Origin of the sequence: Halomicronema sp. CCY15110, from assembly GCF_016888165.1 — a bacterium.
Lineage (GTDB): Bacteria > Cyanobacteriota > Cyanobacteriia > Phormidesmidales > Phormidesmidaceae > Halomicronema.
Genome location: NZ_JACSWC010000395.1, coordinates 60,939 through 77,092 on the forward strand (window position 1 = coordinate 60,939; position 16,154 = coordinate 77,092).

A 16,154-nucleotide genomic window follows, 5' to 3' on the forward strand; every position below is an offset into this window, starting at 1 on the left:
AGGGGTGGGCGATCGCCTGCCCCTTTTCGCTATAGTTGAGCCAACGTGATGTGACGTAACGCCATGACGTACGCCCCCTCTCAACTCCTGACCTTTGAAGCGTTCCTGGCTCAGTATCGAGACGAGCCAGCCTTTGAACTGGCCGACGGAGAGCTGATTGATATGGAACCGACCGGCACACACGAGGCGGTTGCGGGAAAAGTGGCCAGCAGGCTTAACCTGGCCATTAACCACATGGGTGCTGATTGGTTGATTCCCCGAACGTGCATTTTGCGACCCTTTAACGACCAGGCTACCGCCAGACGCCCCGATGTCACCGTGTTGGATGAGTTAGCATTGAGGGACGAGCCGCTGTGGGAACGAGAGCCTGTGATTACCCAAGGCACCTCAGTCAAGCTGGTGGTCGAGGTCGTCAGCACTAACTGGGAAACCGACTACGCCCGCAAAGTGGAAGAGTACGCCCTGATGGGCATTCCTGAATATTGGATTGTCGATTTTCGCGGATTGGGCGGCGTAGCGTTTATTGGTCGGCCCAAACAGCCCACTGTCACTGTGTGTCAACTCGCCAACGATGACTATGTGAAAAGCACGTTTCGGTTAGGGCAGGAAATTGTCTCTTCAGCCTTTCCTGACCTGACTTTAAGGCTGGATGATGTGATGCCCCGATAATGCTGGGGTGTGCATCTTGTCGCTGGCATAATCGGCTGCGATCGCGTTAGCAACCATTTTTTTCTACAGGCGATTGCATCCTTCGCACACAGAATGACCAAGGCGGTAATGGTGATCTCATACATATCTTCGAAGCCAACAGTCACACTGCCTTTCAAAATACCATTTTAATTTTGGAAGCCCTTTGATTTCCTCTTATGAGGTTTACTAGAGTCATTAAATTTACCGCGAGATTTAAGTCTCAAGCACACCGCATATCTCTCAAAAAGCTTATATAAGTGGTGACCACAAGATTCACTGCCAACTGCCCATCCATGGATGTGAACCCAATTCAGTGAAGGTAGATGGCCAAAAGGTGCATTAAGGCTGTACGTAAGTTCTGACTCTTGCGCCCAAGCCCCGTTGATTCGCCAACCAACTTTATCAGAGAAAGTCTCAAATTTACGTTTTGAGCGAGACCAGATTTCTCTTTGTACCGAAAAGCCAAATCTTTTATTACTATATTGGGTCCATAGAGAATCAATTTCAAAAATAACTCCACAGGGGAAGTTGTCAATATCTTCATAAACAAACTGAGTTTCGGATTCGTCACCAGAAAAATAAATCATGATTCGGGCGGTTTCAGCATCAGCTTCTTCCCAGTTTTCATCTTCCAATAAACCTTTTAGGCATCTAAATTGGTTTCCTATTCCTTGTGTTGGCTGGCTGGTGTCACTTTCTGTCTGAATCGACCCGTCTGTCATACCTTTACCAGGAAAATATCCGCGTATTGTTTCGAAAAAGTGGTCTGGAGGCAGTTTGCCATCCATCACATCTACAGTCTGAATTGCGGCTACCGACAGCCACAGTTCTCCCTCCAACAGCAGCGGAAAAATTGGCTTTTTGAGTTTCAGCGCCAAACTTAATTCACATTGCACCCAGTGGGAATCTTCTGATTGCGGCGACATCACGACCAGAAAGACTGAACTCTGTTTCAGGTGATTTTGAATGACTTTGGGCCAAGTGCTGCCATAATCGATGCGATCGTCAATCCAGATGGGTAATCGGTGTGACTGTAGCGCCTGCACTAATGTACTGACATAGGCTTGGTCGTGCCGACTGTAGCTGATAAAAATAAAACTCATGATTGCGCAGCATCCAGTTTTTGCAGTTGCTCGACAACGAAGATTTGAAAATCTGACAACTGCTTCCACGCTTCCTGAAACGTTTTGAAGTTACGGCTTTGAAGTGCATGGGTGTTGCCGTCTGAGTATCGGGGGTTAAATCCTAGAACTTCTCTTTGATGAGGAAGCTGATGCCAATCCTGCCGATTCGGCATCCAAACTGCCTTGACGCGACGAAAAACCCCAAAGTCCTCTTCTCGGAGAGCATCATCTAAAAATTCAACGACATGGGTGACTTTTGCTTGTTGATGCAAAATCATTAAATCGCCAGCTTTAGGTAAGCCAACTCCACGTCCGTTTCGCCGCCACATCAATTCAAAGATCGGTTGTTGACCGCTTCTCACACCTTCTAATCGATAGGCCCAGATACCTGAAGGATGTTTGATATTTTTGATATATAATATTTTGCTACGGTCGATCTCTCGTATCAATGAGACCGTTGCCTTGTTCGAAAAATCCTGAGCATCTGGAAGAGAAACGGAGTCAAGGTTTTGAGGTTTTACACCCGTGATGCCCCACTCCAACAAGTCGAATGCTTTTTGGTTTTGGAGTGTCTCACCAAATTTAACGAACTGGTATTGGCTTAAAAAGTACTCATCCTCCGGAATACTTTCAATTCCTGGCAACAGCACCGGAATGATTCGAACACTTTTACTGACGCATCGTTGTATTAAAGCTCGCAGTTCGAATTCTTGCCATTTGCCCAAATCTTCGCCGATGAAAATGGCTGCTGCTTTGACAGTTCCGATCGCCCTTTGAATTTCATCCTGAAACTGAGCACCCGGAACGATTTCTTCTTCATCAAGCCACGGACGAAGTCCTCGCTGCTTCAGCTCTCGATAAATTTGCCGAATTGATGGCTTGTCTTTACTGCTGTGCGCCAGAAAAACATCGAACTGCTGCTCAGTCATTGCCAAAAGCCACTCTGGGGACTACGGAGTATCGCTTGACTCAAATTTTACTGTCTTTACATTGTTGAGGCAGCTTTATGACCATCAGTTCCCAGGCTTAAGTAAGAAAATGAACGTTATCAGAGCCATGTCAAGTCCCAGCTATATCAGCTACAGAGAATCAAAGTTGAGATTCCAGCACAGAATTCAGGATGTTTGTAAGCGATCGCCACTCAAACCCAACCATCCGTGCCCCCCAGTGAGGACTAATGGGTGGACGGCAAATACGAACTGCGAGAGTTTCGGGGGAGCGATCGCCTCCTCTCCCCCACGTTTCCCACTTTGCAGCTAACCGCTGTTCAAAAATATCACTCGCTCACGCAGCACTCGCTCACGTGGCGACTCGCCGGGTCACTTGCCACACCCGGCAATCCTGGCAATGGGGTTCATCGGGAAAGGTCATGCGCAGTTGGTGGGCGATCGCTCCGGCCAACTCGATGCCATCCACGAGCCCCAAGGTATTGACATCGGCGGGTTCAAAAATGCCTGGAAAGCGGCCGCAGTTCGTCAATACACTGACCGAGCCTTCAGCATCCACAATGTCAAAACCACATTGCGTAAACCCAACGGGTGGCGATAAATGCGGTTCTGGGTTCTCGATCGCCGCCATGAGTTGGTCGTGCCCCGATGCGAGGGGATACCGCTGGCGCAGATAATCGAGATCGGTAAACCAGGTTAATCGACCGTCTGCCTGCACGTTGTGGTGCCAGTCTTCCGGAGTGAGGTCGTCAATGCGATCGCCGCATAACATCGTGTCCAGCGTGATCAGTTCGGTGATGTGATTGAATCCCGACCAATCGGCATAGTTCTGCCACTCCTGACTGTGAGTGGGGGTAAATCTTTCTCGTACGGTGTAAATCCAATCGGACACGTTATGGGGTTGCCTCAGGCGATCGCGGTCATCGGTCTTGCCCTCAGTGTAGAGAAGTCCACTCTCGTTTGTGTGGCCCAATCAGCTTTTCACTCCCCAATAGGATGCCAACGCCGACCGTATAGGCGATCAAATCTTCCCACGTGAAGGTGGTGCCAATAACGGTGCGAGCGATCGCCGAAGACTCCCAACCTAAAACCTCAACGACTTTGAAATACTGGAGAATCTCGACCCCGAAGGCAAAGACTAAAACGCCCAGGGCCGCTGGCAAAATCGCCACGGGGAAAAATGCTCGGACGCAGGCATAAATCAAAATCACCACCAGCACATCGCCAACGTAGGGCCGAATGAAGTCATCTTGCACAAACACGGCAATACTCAGTTCCACAGTGAACAGAACCACTGACCAAACAAAATAATAGAAGTTGAACCACATCTCGTTAAGTCACATCCAAAACAACTGTAGATCGCCAAGTTCCCAGGATCTCAACCGGTTGACCGGGCATGAGTAATGAACGGCCAAAGCAGGTTATCCCAGTTTGAGATCCGGCAGGCCCGGGGTGAGTACCAAGCCCAGTAAAGCAATGAAAATCAGCAACACTAGGCCACCTCGAAACGCCCGCATGCGTTCGGTACGATAGGCCAAATCAAGGCGATCGCTAATTTCTGGCGACAGGGTGGTCTGCTCCAGCGCTTGTTGCAGTTGCGTATCGGAGACCAATTGCACGCGGCTTTCTAAGCCCGCAATAATGTCGGGCTTCAAGTTAGCCGGGATCTCGCTGTCATTGGTGATGTTGCGTTGCAACCCCACCAACAAGGTGCTCAGCATCAAGGCCCCCACCAAGGCCACCCCCACAGAGTTACCCAATTGCTCAAAGGTCGAATTGAGTCCGGCGGGGGCGGTGGTATCGGCTTCATCCACCGTAGACAGAATGAGGTTCAAAATTTGGGAAGCAATCAGCCCAGAACCGATGCCAAACACAATGCCATTGGCAATCTGGCCCGGTGTCGTATCGAGCTGCACTGTGGCCAGCAGTTGCAGCAAGCCCACAACGGCCAAAATGTAGCCGACCTGAATGATGCGCTTGGCCCGAAAGCGACCCGAAAGTCTAGCGCCCGCGATCGCAAAAATCAGAATCGAGATCGACAGGGGCAGCAGCGACAACCCGGTTTGCATGGCGGTGAATTCAAACGTGAGCTGCAGCAACAACGGCACGATGAAGAAGAACGAAGCCATGAGCCCCATGTGCGAAAACCGCACCGCAAAGCCAGACAGCAGCCCCGGCACCTGAAACAATGACGGCTTAAAGAGGCCAGCCTGATTATGGGTTTCAAGATGGCGTTCCCACAGGAGCAGGAGCATCAGCATCAAGACGCCGCCGCCAAACATAAAGGGGACGACGGAGAGGCCAAAGGGAGCGATTTCCAGGGAACCTATCACCAGCGGTTGCTTCGCCAGCCAGACGCCGTAGGGTTGAGCCATCAAAATGCTGAGCACCACAGTGGAAAAGCCAAAAATCGACAGCAGCGCGCCCAAGACATCAAACCGGGGCGGATTCTCAGGGCGATCACCGGGAATATAGCGGCTTAACACCAACACCGCAATCACCACCAGCACCTCTAGCCGAAAGGCCCAGCGCCAGCTATGAAAGGTGGTGAGGTAGCCCCCCATAATCGGCCCCAGAGCGGCACCCACCGCACTGACTGCACTGATAATGCCGTAGGCAAACGCCAAATCTTTACCGCTGTAGCGATCGCGCAGCAAATTCTGCAAATTGGGCACCATCAGCGCGGAACCCAAGCCTTCTAAGATTGACCAGCCAATGATGAGCATTCCCAGCGTTTGACTCAGCGAAGCGGTAAACGTCCCCACCCCAAAAATCACCATCCCGGTCAAAAAGGTGAGCCGCTTGCCAAAGCGATCGGCCAAGGTGCTGCCGATGAGCATAAACGCCGCCATCACCAACGCATACAGCGAAATCGCTGACTGAATGCCCACCACCGTCGTATTGAGATCAGCGACCAAGGCCGAAATCGACACATTCATGATGGTGGTATCGATGACGACGACAAACATCGACAACGACAACAGCACCAGCAGGATCCATTTTTTCATGGTGTTCCAACCACTTTCGACAACATCACTAGCCCCTCGATACGCTGTCAGCCTTGCCTGCTAGCTCCTAATCGCAAACCTGGCGGCACTCTCTGGTCCCCAATAAGTCGCCAGCGGCATAAATCGCCTCAGTATCTTAAAGCCTGATCCAGCGAATCCATCCCTGAGGCCACAACATGTGAAGCAGCAATGGTCATCGCCTTTTGGCACCGATGCTGCCGCCACTGCGTGGCAGGGTATCCGGTAGGAGTTTCCCAGAAACCTGACGCCACCGAACTTGACGGCTCTTGGAGTGCTATTGGCGATCGCGATCTCCTGTCGGCTCCAGTCCGGTCGATCCCCGGTCGGGCGCGATCGCGAGACTGCCGCCATCGCCAGTCTCGCGATCGCGCCCTTAAAGAATCTGCGGCGGCTAAATCATGTACCGGATCAACCCGGCTTCGACTTCGCTCAACCTTCCAGCCATAAGAGTTGAGCGGAGTCGAAACTCGATTTATATAGACATTTCATTTTCTGGCGTGCCCCCAATCACTCTGAGTACCAATCACCCTGAGTACCATTCGCTCGGAGCAACCAAAGCGACAAAATGCTACGCTTATCTCATACTCGTTACGAGTACGCATTAATGGAGACACCCTAGGAGGTTTGCGATGGTGAAGTTAGTCGGCATTGCGGGGAGTTTACGCACCGAGTCTTACAGTCATCAGGCTCTGGCGATCGCGGCAAGCAAGGCCCAAGACTTAGGCGCTGAGGTCACCGTGCTTGATTTACGCCAGATGACGCTGCCCTTTTGTCATGGCGGCGACTATGCCGACCATCCCGATGTGGCGGTGCTACAGCAAGCGGTCAAAGCTGCCGACGGGCTAATTTTGGCGACGCCGGAATATCACGGCAGCGTCAGTGGGGTCTTAAAAAATGCCCTTGACCTGATGAGCTTCGAGCAGCTCGATGGCAAAGTCGTGGGCACCATTAGCGTGCTGGGGGGACAGGCCAACAGCAACGCTTTGAACGATTTGCGCAAAATTGCCCGCTGGGTGCATGCTTGGGTGATTCCCGAACAGGTCGCGATCGGGCAGGCTTGGCAAGCGTTTGATGAGCAGGGCAAATTGGTCGATGCCAAATTAGCCGAGCGACTCGATAAGTTGGTGGAGAGCCTGGTCACCCATACCCAAAAGCTGCGCCCATCATCTGTCGATGAATAGTTGAACCAGCGGCCCCGAAGCTATGGCAAAGATCTACCCTCGGAACGGGATAGTAGGTTGAGGATGGTACTGAGCCCACGAACTGGGTCAATCCGTCGTACACTTGCCAAAGCATCGGCGGCTAATCTCCACTTCCCGACAGCATGATTGATCTCAAGCAAGCCAACCAAGCGCTAGAGACTGACCTGCATCGCAAAGATGCCACCCAAATCGTAGTTTGGGCTCAGGCCACCTTCGGCACCGGGCTGATTATGAGTACCAGTTTTGGCATTCAGTCAGCGGTCATGCTGCATTTGGTGACGCAAGTGGTACCAAAAATTCCCGTCGTGTGGGTGGATACGGGTTATCTACCAGTCGAGACGTATCAGTTTGCCGACGCCCTCACCCAGCGCCTCCAACTCAATTTGCAAGTGTATCAATCGCCCATTAGCCCGGCCCGCATGGAAGCGCTGTACGGCAATCTGTGGGCGAGTCAAGAGGTGGAAGCCTTTAATAAATACGACTACATGCGCAAAGTGGAACCCATGCAGCGGGCCTTGCGGGAACTGGGGGCAACGGCCTGGTTAGCGGGGTTGCGGGCTGATCAGACCGTACATCGTCAAACGCTGGATGTCGTCACTCAGCAACGCGACATCTATAAAATCTCGCCCATTTTGAACTGGCACGCCAGGGATATCTATCAGTATTTGCAGGCCTACGATCTGCCGTATCATCCTCTATTCGAAAAAGGCTACGTTTCCGTCGGGGATTGGCATTCCAGCCGCCCTCTGATGGCGGATGATGAAAGCGATCGCGATACCCGATTTCGCGGCATGAAGCAAGAATGTGGACTGCATTTGCCCCAAACCCCTGGCGAAGCTGAAAGTCTGGATTCGAGTTTTCTATAAGCCGATTGGCTCAGGGCTCAGCCATCGAGCAACCAATCAATTGTTAATTAAATCCAAAAGTCTAACGGGCAAAAGCGACGGCAGGGGCGATCGCCCACAGCTGAAGTTGGCACTCATAACGCCCGTTGGCGCTGGCTTTTGGGAATCCCTGGAGCCGTTGCCCAATCGCCCCATAATCCTTGCCGGGTGAAGCAAGCTAGCGTTGACAAAAACGCCAGGATGGCTGATGTCACCCGCTTTCTCGAAATTTAGAACGGTTGCTATAGCGAGGTTTCCAGCGCTTAAATAAATCGCCATTCAGCCCTGGCTGCAACAGTCTTTTACGGAAAAAAACGCTAGCCAACTACAGTGTTACGATTGAGGACGACACAAAAGAGAAACAAAAAGCGAAAGGATAAAGTAGTCCATGCAAGAAATTGAAAAGTCAATATCCTTTGATGGCCGGGATATCCGACTTAAAGTAGGTTTACTAGCCCCCCAAGCGGGAGGCTCCGTGTTGATCGAGTCAGGCGAAACTTCAGTCCTCGTGACCGCGACTCGTTCTTCCGGTAGAGAAGGCATTGATTTCCTCCCACTACTCGTTGATTACGAAGAAAGACTTTATGCCGCGGGTCGCATTCCAGGAGGATTCCTCCGGCGCGAAGGGCGACCGCCAGAACGGGCCACTCTGGTCAGTCGTTTGATCGATCGCCCCATGCGTCCTCTGTTCCCTAGTTGGATGCGGGATGACATTCAGATTGTGGCGAGCACCCTCTCCATGGATGAGCAAGTGCCCCCAGATGTGCTGGCGGCAACTGGGGCCTCCATTGCCACCCTCCTAGCCAAAATCCCCTTCAACGGCCCCATGGCCACGGTGCGGGTCGGTTTGGTGGGCGACGATTTCATCATCAATCCCACTTACGAAGAGATCGAAAAAGGGGAACTTGATTTGATCGTGGCCGGGTCACCCGATGGCGTGATCATGGTGGAGGCCGGAGCTAACCAATTACCCGAGCAGGATGTCGTCGAAGCGATCGACTTCGGGTACGAAGTCGTCCAAGATTTGATCAAAGCTCAGAATGAACTCATCGCAGAACTGGGCATTGAGCGAGTGCTCGTCACTGCCCCGGAAACTGACCCAACCCTAGAGGAGTTTTTGACGGAGCGGGCCACTCAGCCGATCAAAAGCATTTTGACCCAGTTTGAGCTCCCCAAACCAGAACGGGACGACAAGTTGGATGCGGTCAAGGCAGAGATTGCGGCAGAGATTGCCGAGAAGCCAGAAGATGATCCCGTTCGGCGAGCGGTAGCAGAAAATCCCAAGGCCCTGGGTAATACCTACAAAGGCATCACTAAAAAGCTGATGCGGAAGCAGATTGTCGAAGAGGGCGTGCGCATTGACGGTCGCAAGCTAGATGAAGTCCGTCAGCTTAGCTCACAGGTCAATCTGTTGCCGCCCCGAGTGCATGGCACTGGCCTGTTTCAGCGGGGGCTGACACAGGTGCTGTCGGTGGTGACCCTGGGCACGTCTGGCGATGCACAAATGATGGATGACCTGCATCCGGACGACGACAAGCGTTATCTGCACCATTACAACTTCCCTCCCTACTCGGTGGGTGAGACCCGTCCCATGCGATCGCCCGGTCGGCGGGAGATTGGTCACGGGGCGTTGGCGGAGCGAGCGCTGATTCCCGTGCTACCGTCCAAAGAAGACTTCCCCTACGTCATTCGGGTCGTGTCGGAAGTCTTGTCTTCTGACGGTTCCACGTCTATGGGTTCCGTCTGCGGCTCGACCCTGGGCTTGATGGATGCTGGAGTGCCCATCTCAAAACCGGTGAGCGGTGCCGCCATGGGTTTGATCAAGGAAGGTGACGAAATCCGCATTTTGACCGACATTCAGGGCATCGAAGACTTCCTGGGTGACATGGACTTTAAGGTGGCGGGCACCGACTCTGGGATTACCGCTCTGCAAATGGACATGAAAATCACCGGGCTGCCCGTTGAGGTCATCGCCAAGGCGATTCATCAGGCCAAAAGCGCCCGGCTGCACATTCTGGCCTCAATGATGCAGGCGATTTCTGCCCCTCGGGAAAAACTCTCTCCCTTTGCGCCCCGCTTGCTCAGCTTCAAGATTAATCCGGAGATGATCGGCATGGTCATCGGTCCGGGCGGCAAGAAGATCAAGGGCATTACGGAACAGACCGGCGCTAAGGTCGATATCGAAGATGACGGCACCGTGACCGTTTCTTCGCTAGATGGCAAGAAAGCCGAAGAGGCGAAGGCCATGATTGAGGCGATCGTCTTCAAGCCCTCAGTGGGTGACGTGTTCCTCGGCAAGGTGGTGCGCATCATTCCCATCGGCGCGTTTGTGGAGTTCCTGCCCGGCTCGGACGGGATGATTCACATTTCGCAGTTGGCCGACTATCGCGTCAACAAGGTGGAAGATGAGGTTTCCGTGGGCGATGAGGTAGTCGTCAAAATCCGCGAAGTTGACAATCGCGGGCGCGTCAACCTCACGCGACTGAACATCCACCCGGATGAAGCCGCCGCTGCTCGTGGCGAAACCGTCCCTGCGAGCGAGTCTTAAACGGGATCGACCGATTGATGGAAACTGTCTGATGTGAAACCAGGAGGGGCGATCGCCCCTCCTGGTTTTGTCTTCGGGGGGGCTACCGAACCGGGCCACCCCATGACACTGTCAAGTTTTATGGCGAACTCTCGATGGGACGATTCTCTAGGCGTCACACTCAATGCCTCAAGCTGTTTCTGAGAAAGCTTTTCAAGGGTTGTGCCAGCGATCTTCTCGCGATCGCCCAGTCGCCTGATAACCGCTCCTCACGGCTGAGCAAAATGACTTTTTCTGGGGATCCAATGCTAAGATTGAGACTATTCACCCAAAACCCGACCGGGTTACCGTAGAATCGTCCGTCAAGCCTTCGTCGCTTTGCCGGGCTAGCGGCTAGCCAAGGTGAATTGTCTTTTGCACGTTAATCTTCAGCGCCCTATGGTTCAGACTCCGATCAGATCTCAATCTTCTCCGTCCGGTGCCGATCGCAAAGTTTCTAAGCTCGAAGGCATCAAAGAGCGCAGCAACTTTCTGCGGGAGCCCTTAGCGACGGAACTGCACCAAGACACCACGCATTTCACCGATGCGGCGGTGCAGATTCTGAAATTCCACGGGTCTTACCAGCAAGATAATCGCGATAACCGGGTCAAAGGTCAGGAAAAGGACTACCGGATGATGCTGCGGACGCGGAATCCCGGTGGGTTCATTCCCCCACAGCTATACCTGGCGTTGGATGAGTTGAGCGATCGCTACGGCTACGGCCATCTGCGGGCCACGACGCGCCAGGGGATTCAGCTCCACGGTATTCTCAAGTCCAACTTGCAGGCCACCGTGGCGACCATCATTCAAAACCTGGGTTCGACCCTCGGCGCGTGTGGTGACCTCAACCGCAATATCATGGCCCCGCCCGCGATTTTTAGAAACAAGCCGGAATATCTCATTGCCCAGGAGTACGCCGACCAAATTGCCGATTTGCTGCGCCCCCAGACCGAGGCCTATTACGAGATTTGGCTGGATGGCGAAAAAGCCGTCACGGTAGAAGAGCATCCCGACGTGGTAGCCGCGCGACAGCACAACCACAACGGCACCGTGTTTGCCGACAGTGTCGAGCCGATTTACGGCACCCACTACATGCCGCGCAAGTTCAAGATGGCGGTGACGGTGCCCGGCGACAACTCGGTGGATGCCTATACCCAGGATGTGACCCTGGTGGTCATGACCAACGCGGCGGGAGAACTGCAAGGCTTCAACATTTTGGCCGGTGGTGGCATGGGCCGCACTCACAATAAGGAAGAAACCTTTGCCCGCATTGCCGATGAAATTGGCTATGTCGCCAAAGATGACGTTTTTGATCTGGTGAAAGCGATTGTGGCGACGCAGCGCGATTATGGCGATCGCTTCCAACGTCGTCATGCCCGCATGAAGTATCTGCTCCATGACTGGGGCGTTGAGAAATTCCGCGAAACGCTCGAAAGCTACTTTGGCAAACCGCTACAGCCCTTCAAAAAGCTGCCCGCCTGGAAGTTTGAAGATTACCTGGGCTGGTATGAGCAAGGCGACGGCAAATGGTTTGTCGGCGTCAATATGGAAAATGGCCGCATTCACGACCACGGCAGTCTGAAGCTGCGCAGTGCCCTCCGCACCATTGTCGAGCGCTACCAAGTGCCCATGCGCATCACCGCCAACCAAAATATCGTGCTCTACGACATTGAGCCCGGCGACAAAGCCGCCATCCAAACCCTATTGGATGAGCACGGTATTACTCGCCCAGATCAGGTTGACCAAATGGTGCGAGAAGCGATGGCCTGCCCGGCCTTGCCCATGTGCGGCCTCGCCGTCACCGAGTCAGAGCGGGTCATTCCCGACATTTTGGGCCGCGTTCGCGCTTTGCTCACCCAAGTAAACTTGCCCGATGAACATTTCGTCGTGCGCATGACGGGCTGCCCCAACGGCTGTGCCCGCCCCTACATGGCAGAACTCGGTTTTGTTGGCAACGCGCCGGAAAGCTATCAAATGTGGCTCGGCGGTTCGCCCAATCAAACCCGCTTAGCCCGCGCCTACACCGAGAAGCTGCCCATTAATGAGTTGGAATCCTTCTTAGAGCCGCTGTTTGTCTTTTTCCGCGATCATCGCCAGGTGGGGGAAAGCTTTGGTGATTTTTGCGATCGCGTCTCCTTTGACGCCCTTCGCAAGTTCTCCGCTGGCTACGACTCCGCCACCTACCAGCCGCGCAAAAAGGATCAACGCCACCGTATCGGCGTCTACAGCGACACCTACGATTTACTCAAAGTCGCGGTGGAAAAAGAAGGTCGCCCCATGTCGCAAATTACGGCAGACGCGATCGCTGACTACGTCGCCAAATACCTAGCCGAGAATGACGCCGAGGGATCGGCGAACACCTAACATCCCGTGACATTCGTGCATGGGTAGATGGGTGGATGAGTCGCAGGTCAAGCCACTAGCGTTTTGCTTTTGAGGGCTTTCCTGCGCCTTCCAAGCCGGCCAAATCCATCATTTTTCACCAGGCCCAGCCTCTAGAGCAAATCCTCCCAATGGAGCCTGCTCTAGAGGTTTTTTTATGCCCTCGCTGCCCCTTGCCTCCCCCGCTCTCTTTCTCCCACCGCTGCTAAAACCTCGCAGATTTGAGAAGATTAAGAAACATTGCGTACATCTTTGATCTGCCGATTTATGAAAGCCCTGCTCGAATCTCACCAGCGCGCCAAGCTCGACCCCAGTAGCGACACGCTATTTTACGATGCACCCCGATTTGTCACCCACGTGGATGACGACTTTATTCAACAACTGACCGACCTGTATCGCAAGCGACTCCAGCCGGGCATGCGCATCTTTGACATGATGAGCAGCTGGGTCTCCCATCTACCCGATGACCTGGAGTTTGAGTGGGTGGAAGGTCACGGTCTCAACGGTGAGGAACTGGCCAAGAATCCGCTGCTGAATCATTACTTTGTCCAAAACCTCAACGAAAACGACCAACTGCCCCTCGCCGATCAGTCCTTCGACGCGGTGCTCAACACAGTTTCGGTGCAGTATTTGCAATATCCCGAAGCGGTGTTTGCCGAGATGCATCGGATTTTGAAACCGGGCGGCATTGCCATCGTCAGCTTTTCCAATCGCATGTTTTACCAGAAGGCGATCGCGGCTTGGCGCGATGGCACGGAAGCCCAGCGCGTTCATTTGGTGAAGCAGTATTTTCAATCGGTGCCAGGATTTGGCACCCCCGAAGTCATTGCGCAGACTTCTACTGTGCCCATGATGCTGCAAATGCTTGGGATGGGCGGCAGCGACCCGTTTTATGCCGTGATTGCCGAGCGCCTGGAACCATTAGTACAAGATTCCGCAAAATCACCTTAATCAACAAAATTCTTTGGGTTTTTGGCATCAGACATGCCAAGCAAGGGAACCCAACAGGATAGAATAAGTTGCTGTTGCCTGGTGCATTCCGGCACGTTTAGGCTGTCGTTTTGGAAGCAAACACTCCATGATTCGCGAAGTTTTCATGCCCGCCCTGAGTTCAACGATGACAGAAGGCAAAATTGTCTCTTGGGTGAAATCTCCCGGCGACAAAGTTGAAAAGGGTGAGACCGTCGTTATTGTCGAGTCTGACAAGGCGGACATGGATGTGGAATCGTTTTACGAAGGGTATTTAGCCGCGATCGTGGTCGAAGCGGGCGAAGAAGCGCCAGTCGGGAATGCGATCGCCCTCCTAGCCGAAACCGAAGACGAGATTGCTGAGGCCAAAGCCCAAGCAGCCAGCGGGGGTGGCGGTGCCGCAGCCAAGCCTCCCGCCCCCGCGCCAAGCAGTCCAGCGCCAGCGGCCCCAGCAGCCACTGCCCCCTCACAAAATGGCAGCACGGCAGCGCCGAGTGGTCGCACCATTGTGTCGCCTCGGGCGCGCAAGCTCGCCAAAGAATTGAAAGTTGAGTTGGCGACGGTAACCGGCAGCGGCCCCCACGGTCGCATTGTGGCCCAAGATATTGAATTGGCTGCGGGTAAAACGCCTACGCCGACAACGCCGTCTGCTGCACCAGCCGCCACCCCAGCCCCCGCGCCAAAGGTCAGCGCTGCCCCGGCAGCTCCGACGCCAGCCCCCGCTGCCCCCGGTCAGTTGATCCCGTTCAACACGTTGCAGCAGGCCGTGGTGCGCAACATGAACGCCAGCCTGTCGGTACCGACTTTCCACGTGGGGTACACCATCACTACTGACGCACTTGATCAGCTGTACAAGCAAATCAAGTCGAAGGGGGTGACGATGACCGGGCTGCTGGCTAAAGCCGTGGCCGTGACCCTGCAAAAGCATCCCCTGCTGAATGCGGCTTACACGGAGCAAGGTATTCAGTACAGCAGCAGCATTAATGTTTCGGTTGCCGTCGCGATGGAAGGCGGAGGGCTGATTACGCCCGTTCTCCAGGGCGCTGACCAAATGGATATTTATTCCTTGTCGCGCACTTGGAAGGATTTGGTGGCGCGATCGCGCACCAAGCAACTCCAGCCGGATGAATATTCCACGGGTACCTTTACCCTGTCGAACTTGGGCATGTTTGGCGTCGATAAATTTGATGCTATTTTGCCACGAGGACAAGGCTCAATTCTCGCCATTGGTGGCGCTAAGCCCGCTGTGGTCGCCACCCCAGACGGCCTGATGGGCGTCAAGCGCCAGATGCAGGTAAATATCACCTGTGACCATCGCATTATCTATGGGGCGGACGCGGCGGCCTTCTTACAAGACTTAGCCGCTCTGATTGAACATGAGCCTCAGTCACTCACGCTGTAATTGTTCTGGAGATACCGATGCACCCAATAGGAATGCGCACTAACTCGTGTTCCTACTTCTGGTCGGCAAGCAAAGTTGCCACGCCAGTTCACAGGGATGTTTTTGCGATCGCCTGATTCACGACTTCAAAAATTTGGTAACAGTGGTTGTCTCGACGGAGCGGCAACTCTTCATTCTGCACAATCACATCGACACGGGTGGCCGGTTCTGCCATGGTGGGCGGATTAATGAGGACTTCTACCGTGGCCAGTAAATCGGGCTTAACGCCACCGGGTTTCTCTTTGGCCACAAGATATTCGTCGTTCTCATAGATCAAGGTGAGATCACACGAGGCCAGCGTATCAGCCACTCTCTGACGAATTTGAGCTAGAGAACTCGCTGCTCGAAATAGCGTAGTGTACCGTGCCATAGTTGCTAGGGAGGGAACGTAATGTAATCAGGACGAACTCAGTCAGTCTTTCCATATCATGAGCTAGTCATCAGGCAAGCGAAAAACAGAAGCGACTCATGTTTGCTTTAACATCATCATTTTTCATGCTTACCTGACAATCATCATACGACTCGCGCGATAGCTCAAACTGCATTGGTGAATACGGTCATTGGCCTGTCTGACAAATTAACCATGGGAACACAGGCGTCGCTTGCTTAACTGAATTTTAATGGCTGTGTATTTTTGACTACGTTATATCACGTCTTCTTTGAGGGCATGATTCTTGATAATCCATCTTGGGGCCTGATCATTCAGTTGCGTGATGTCGCTGCCGATAAAACATGGCCTGTGCAGGCTTTATCAGGCAGATACAGTCAGGTTTGACCTGTGGGGAACGATGGCCCAGCGCAGTGGGTTGCGACCAGCGATTGATAGATGTTCTGCAATGGATAGTAATACCAATTCCCTATGAGGTGAAGCAGAATATAGGAGTACTGATTTCAAGCACAAAAGATGGCTCGTCCACTCA

General features: G+C 53.3%; 14 protein-coding genes. 8 read left to right on the plus strand and 6 right to left on the minus strand.

Features of this window, described 5'->3' with window-relative positions; genetic code table 11:
* Positions 1-63: 63 nt before the first annotated feature.
* Complete coding sequence (locus JUK32_RS20180) at positions 64-669, plus strand: Uma2 family endonuclease (protein WP_204140663.1); 606 nt, start codon at positions 64-66, stop codon at positions 667-669.
* A gap of 167 nt (positions 670-836) precedes the next feature.
* Here the strand turns inward: JUK32_RS20180 and JUK32_RS20185 are convergent, their stop codons facing one another.
* The 5 genes from JUK32_RS20185 to JUK32_RS20205 form a co-directional block, all read right to left on the minus strand.
* Complete coding sequence (locus JUK32_RS20185) at positions 837-1,793, minus strand: GUN4 domain-containing protein (protein ID WP_204140664.1); 957 nt, start codon at positions 1,791-1,793, stop codon at positions 837-839.
* On the minus strand, positions 1,790-2,743 hold the full coding sequence (locus JUK32_RS20190) for a toll/interleukin-1 receptor domain-containing protein (RefSeq protein ID WP_204140665.1): 954 nt from the start codon (positions 2,741-2,743) through the stop codon (positions 1,790-1,792). Before JUK32_RS20190 ends, JUK32_RS20185 begins: the two co-directional genes overlap by 4 nt.
* Before the next feature lie 370 nt (positions 2,744-3,113).
* The gene (locus JUK32_RS20195; protein ID WP_204140666.1) at positions 3,114-3,653 is read right to left on the minus strand and encodes a hypothetical protein; all 540 of its coding nucleotides are present in this window, start codon (positions 3,651-3,653) and stop codon (positions 3,114-3,116) included.
* A 43-nt stretch (positions 3,654-3,696) separates the two neighbouring features.
* Positions 3,697-4,056: a DUF2809 domain-containing protein gene (locus JUK32_RS20200; RefSeq protein WP_309224593.1), complete on the minus strand. Its 360-nt coding sequence runs from the start codon at positions 4,054-4,056 to the stop codon at positions 3,697-3,699.
* Between the two features lie 126 nt (positions 4,057-4,182).
* Positions 4,183-5,769, minus strand: a complete 1,587-nt coding sequence (locus JUK32_RS20205; RefSeq protein WP_204140668.1) for an MFS transporter — start codon at positions 5,767-5,769, stop codon at positions 4,183-4,185.
* A 277-nt stretch (positions 5,770-6,046) separates the two neighbouring features.
* On the opposite strand from JUK32_RS20205, the gene JUK32_RS20210 reads away from it, so the two are divergent.
* From JUK32_RS20210 to JUK32_RS20240, 7 genes are all read left to right on the plus strand, one after another.
* The gene (locus JUK32_RS20210; RefSeq protein WP_204140669.1) at positions 6,047-6,244 is read left to right on the plus strand and encodes a hypothetical protein; all 198 of its coding nucleotides are present in this window, start codon (positions 6,047-6,049) and stop codon (positions 6,242-6,244) included.
* A gap of 175 nt (positions 6,245-6,419) precedes the next feature.
* Positions 6,420-6,971, plus strand: coding sequence for an NADPH-dependent FMN reductase (locus JUK32_RS20215; RefSeq protein WP_204140670.1), 552 nt, complete (start codon positions 6,420-6,422; stop codon positions 6,969-6,971).
* 143 nt (positions 6,972-7,114) lie between these two features.
* Positions 7,115-7,858 carry a phosphoadenylyl-sulfate reductase gene (locus JUK32_RS20220; RefSeq protein ID WP_204140671.1) on the plus strand — a complete coding sequence of 248 codons (744 nt, stop codon included), beginning with the start codon at positions 7,115-7,117 and terminating at the stop codon, positions 7,856-7,858.
* Between the two features lie 406 nt (positions 7,859-8,264).
* Complete coding sequence (locus JUK32_RS20225) at positions 8,265-10,424, plus strand: polyribonucleotide nucleotidyltransferase (protein ID WP_204140672.1); 2,160 nt, start codon at positions 8,265-8,267, stop codon at positions 10,422-10,424.
* Positions 10,425-10,841: 417 nt separating this feature from the next.
* Complete coding sequence (gene sir, locus JUK32_RS20230; protein ID WP_204140673.1) at positions 10,842-12,806, plus strand: sulfite reductase, ferredoxin dependent; 1,965 nt, start codon at positions 10,842-10,844, stop codon at positions 12,804-12,806.
* Between the two features lie 285 nt (positions 12,807-13,091).
* A complete protein-coding gene (locus tag JUK32_RS20235; RefSeq protein WP_204140674.1) occupies positions 13,092-13,775 on the plus strand; it encodes a class I SAM-dependent methyltransferase in 684 nt (227 codons plus the stop codon).
* 127 nt (positions 13,776-13,902) lie between these two features.
* Positions 13,903-15,195, plus strand: a complete 1,293-nt coding sequence (locus JUK32_RS20240; protein ID WP_204140675.1) for a dihydrolipoamide acetyltransferase family protein — start codon at positions 13,903-13,905, stop codon at positions 15,193-15,195.
* Between the two features lie 88 nt (positions 15,196-15,283).
* Here the strand turns inward: JUK32_RS20240 and JUK32_RS20245 are convergent, their stop codons facing one another.
* The gene (locus JUK32_RS20245) at positions 15,284-15,604 is read right to left on the minus strand and encodes a hypothetical protein (protein ID WP_204140676.1); all 321 of its coding nucleotides are present in this window, start codon (positions 15,602-15,604) and stop codon (positions 15,284-15,286) included.
* Between the last annotated feature and the right edge of the window lie 550 nt (positions 15,605-16,154).